At 72.9% G+C, this 3,776-nt stretch carries 4 protein-coding genes; 1 reads left to right on the top strand and 3 read right to left on the bottom strand.

Annotated elements, in window-relative coordinates; translation table 11 throughout:
* On the bottom strand, positions 1 to 740 hold a 740-nt coding region (locus tag KN815_RS09335; protein ID WP_216341285.1), incomplete at its 3' end, for a PLL family lectin.
* Positions 741 to 809: 69 nt separating this feature from the next.
* Here KN815_RS09335 and KN815_RS09330 point away from each other — a divergent pair.
* On the top strand, positions 810 to 1,211 hold the full coding sequence (locus KN815_RS09330) for an NYN domain-containing protein (RefSeq protein ID WP_216341284.1): 402 nt from the start codon (positions 810 to 812) through the stop codon (positions 1,209 to 1,211).
* A 7-nt stretch (positions 1,212 to 1,218) separates the two neighbouring features.
* Here the strand turns inward: KN815_RS09330 and KN815_RS09325 are convergent, their stop codons facing one another.
* Both KN815_RS09325 and KN815_RS09320 read right to left on the bottom strand, forming a co-directional pair.
* Positions 1,219 to 2,790 (bottom strand): amino acid permease, encoded by a 1,572-nt coding sequence (locus tag KN815_RS09325; RefSeq protein WP_253208854.1) that lies wholly within the window; start codon positions 2,788 to 2,790, stop codon positions 1,219 to 1,221.
* Positions 2,791 to 2,986: 196 nt separating this feature from the next.
* Positions 2,987 to 3,776, bottom strand: a 790-nt coding sequence (locus KN815_RS09320; RefSeq protein ID WP_301184561.1) for a transketolase C-terminal domain-containing protein, incomplete at its 5' end; no start/stop codon positions are given.

The following is a 3,776-nucleotide window of genomic DNA, read 5'->3' as shown; positions in this document are numbered from 1 at the left end:
CCGCCCAGCGGCGCGGGGGCCGGGACGTCCGGCCGCCAGGCCAGCAGCTCGCCGCTGTCGGCGTCGCGCCAGTAGTGAGTGAGGGTGCCGGGGCTGGTCTCCACCACGGCCGCGGAATCCGGCCGGGCGTCGGCGGGGACGTCCTCGCCCCGCTTCGGGGCGGCGCCGGGCGTGGGCTGGTACCAGCGCAGCGCGGCGCCCTTTCCGGCCGGTGCGAGCAGTTCGAGCCGGCCGTCGGCGGTCGCGGCCGCCGAAAGGCCGCCCAGCACATCCGTGCCCTTCCAGTCGGTCCAGCGCTCCCAGGTCCCCTTGGGGTCCTGCCGTCGCGCGCTCACCCCGCCCCCGGCGTTGCGGACGAAGACGCGCAGGGCACCGGAGGAGTCCACCGCCATGGCGGGCGCGCCGGTCCGCTCGGCCTTACGGGGGTCCTTCGGGTGCGGGGTGCCCAGCGAGTGCCACGCCGTCAGCGGGCGGCCGCTCTGGAACTGGGTGGCGTGGACGATGTCGATGCGGGCCGGCCGGCCCGCGCCGTCCGGCCGGCGCCGAAGCCCCACCAGATGCGCGTACCCCTCAGCGCTCTGAGCGACGGTCAGACTGACCAGGCCGGGAGCCTCGATCAGCCAGGGGCCCGTCCACTCCGGCCCCGCGGGCCGGTCTTCCGTCCAGCGCGCCACACCGCCTGCCACCAGTGCATAGGCCGTGAGCCTGTCGTCCTTGCCGCGGAGCAACCGCAACGCCATGGCCCGCTGCCAACCTTCCCCGAGCTGGTCCACCTGATCGAACGATGTCCATAGTAATTTGCCTGGACTATGGATGGACTTGTGGTCGTCGATGCCGCCAATGTCATCGGCTCGGTCCCCGACGGCTGGTGGCGTGACCGCCGCGGCGCCGCCGAGCGGCTCCGCGACCGGCTGGCCGCCCTGGCCGGGACCGGGCTCGCCGACCGCCCGGGGGTGCCCGGCTGGGCCACCCGCCCTCCGGTGGACATCGTGATGGTGGTCGAGGGCGCGGCGCGGGGGGTGGAGCCGGTGGAGGGCGTACGGGTGGAGAGCGCCCCGGGCAGCGGCGACGACCGGATCGTGCAGGTGGTGGCGGCCCGTGACAAGGGGCGCCGCTGCCTGGTGGTGACGGCGGACCAGGGGCTGCGGGCCCGGGTCACGGCGCTGGGCGCGCTGACGACGGGCCCCCGGTCGGTCCGCCCCGACGGCTAGGGACCGGTCAGGCGGCTCCGCGCGGGCCCTGTTCCCCGCGCCTCCCCGTCCCGGTCACCCGGCTGTGGCGGCGCCCGTACAGGAAGTAGACGACGAAGCCGATGACCATCCACACCGCGAACCGCAGCCAGGTCTCGGCGGGCAGATTGAGCATCAGCCACAGAGAGGCGACCACCGACACGATCGGCAGCACCGGCACCCATGGCGTGCGGAAGGCGCGGGGCAGATCGGGCCGGGTGTTGCGGAGGATCAGCACGCCGAGCGCGACCACGACGAAGGCGAAGAGCGTGCCGATGTTCACCAGGGCCGCGAGCTGGGAGATGCTGGTGAACCCGGCGACGATGGCGATGATCATGCCGAGCAGGATCGTCGAGCGGTAGGGCGTGCCGAAGCGCGGATGCACCCGGGAGAAGACCCTGGGCAGCAGCCCGTCCCGGCTCATGGCGAAGAACACCCGGCTCTGGCCGAGCAGCAGGATCATGCACACCGTGGTGAGCCCGACCGCGGCGCCGAAGCTGATGAAGCCCGCGTAGAGGGGGTGTCCGGTGGCCTTGAAGGCGTCGGCGAGCGGGGCGTCCACCGTCAGCCGGGTGTACTTCTGCATCCCGGTGACCACGATCGACACGGCGACATAGAGCACGGTGCAGATGAGGAGCGAGCCGAGGATGCCCCGGGGCATGTCCCGCTGGGGGTTCCTGGTCTCCTCCGCGGCGGTCGCCACCACGTCGAAGCCGATGAAGGCGAAGAAGACCACGGCGGCGGCGGTGAAGATGCCCTCGACGCCGAAGGTCGTCGGCTGGTAGCCGAACATGAGCTGGATCAGCGGTGCGGTGAGTCCCGAGCCCGAGATCGTGCCCTTGGCCTCGGGGATGAAGGGGTGGTAGTTGGCCGGGTCGATGAAGAACGAGCCCGCGATGATGACCAGCAGCACCACCGCCACCTTCACCGCGACCACCACCGAGGTGACCCGCGCCGACAGCTTCATCCCGAGGACCAGGATCACGGTGATCGCCAGCACCAGCGCGGCGGCCAGTACGTCGAAGGAGAAGCCGTGTGCCGCGTCGGGCCCGGACAGGGCGGCGGGCAGCTCCCAGCCGGCGTTGGCCAGCAGCGAGCGGATATAGCCGGACCAGCCGACCGCGACCACGGCGGTGCCGAGCGCGAACTCCAGCACCAGGTCCCAGCCGATGGTCCAGGCGGGCAGCTCGCCCAGCGAGGCGTACGAGAAGGTGTACGCGGATCCGGCCACCGGCACGGTCGAGGCGAACTCGGCGTAGCAGAGCGCGGCCAGCGCGCAGACGATGCCCGCGACGACGAAGGCGAGGGCGGTCGCGGGGCCCGCCTGCTCCTTGGCGACGGCCCCGGTGAGGACGAAGATGCCGGTCCCGATGATCACGCCGACGCCGAAGACCGTGAGATCCAGGGCGGACAGCGACCGGGTCAGGGCGTGTTCGGGCTCCTCGCTGTCCTTGATGGACTGTTCGATCGACTTCGTCCGCAGATAGTCCGGCCGGCCCTTACGGCCGCCATCGCCACCAGTGCCGCCGCCGGAGCGGCCCTCGGGTTCCCGCTCGCTCACCGATGCCACCTCCGCGCCTGCCCGTGCCCCGTGGGCGCCCATGGTTCTGCCAACCGGGCGGCAGGGAGGTGCGCACACCCCAAGCCCCGGCCGATTCACCCGATGGGGGCGGGCCCGGGGGACGCACGCTGGGCCGGTCGGAGCAGGCGGCTCCGACCGGCCCAGGCGGCGGAAAGGGGGCGGGTGGCCCGGTGGCTCAGTCGCGCACCGGCTCGGCCGCCGTCGAGCGGGCCACATCGGCGCCGGAGCCCGCGTCCGCGGACTCGCTTCCGTAGCGGCCACCGATCCTGGAGACCAGCCCGGTGACCTGACGGGCGATGTCCGGTGCGGTCAGCCCGATCTCCGCCATGACCTCCTTACGGGAGGCATGGTCGAGGAAGCGCGGCGGGATGCCGAAGTCGCGCACCGGCATGTCGACGCCGGAGTCGCGCAGCGCCTGGGCGACGGCGGAGCCCACACCGCCGACCCGGCTGTTGTCCTCGACGGTGACGACGACGCGGTGGCGCTCGGCGAGGGCGGGCAGCTCCTCGTCGACCGGCTTGACCCAGCGGGGGTCGACCACCGTAGTGGAAATGCCCTGTTTGTCGAGAAGGTCGGCGATCTCCAGGCACATCGGGGCCAGTGCGCCCACCGAGACCAGCAGCACATCGGGCTGCTCGCGGTCGGCCGCCGCGGGCTCCCGCAGCACGTCCATGCCGCCGATCCGCCCGACGGCCGCGACCGCCGGGCCCACCGCGCCCTTGGAGTAGCGCACCACGGTCGGCGCGTCCGCCACCTCCACGGCCTCGCGCAACTGGGCGCGGACCTGGTCGGCGTCGCGCGGGGCGGCGATCCGCAGGCCCGGGACGACCTGGAGGAGCGACATGTCCCACATGCCGTTGTGCGAGGCCCCGTCGGTGCCGGTGATACCGGCGCGGTCCAGTACGAAGGTCACCCCGCATTTGTGCAGGGCCACATCCATCAGGACCTGGTCGAAGGCGCGGTTG

It is taken from the genome of Streptomyces niphimycinicus (genome assembly GCF_018883605.1).
Taxonomy (GTDB): domain Bacteria; phylum Actinomycetota; class Actinomycetes; order Streptomycetales; family Streptomycetaceae; genus Streptomyces; species Streptomyces niphimycinicus.
This window is presented reverse-complemented; position numbering and strand designations above follow the sequence as displayed.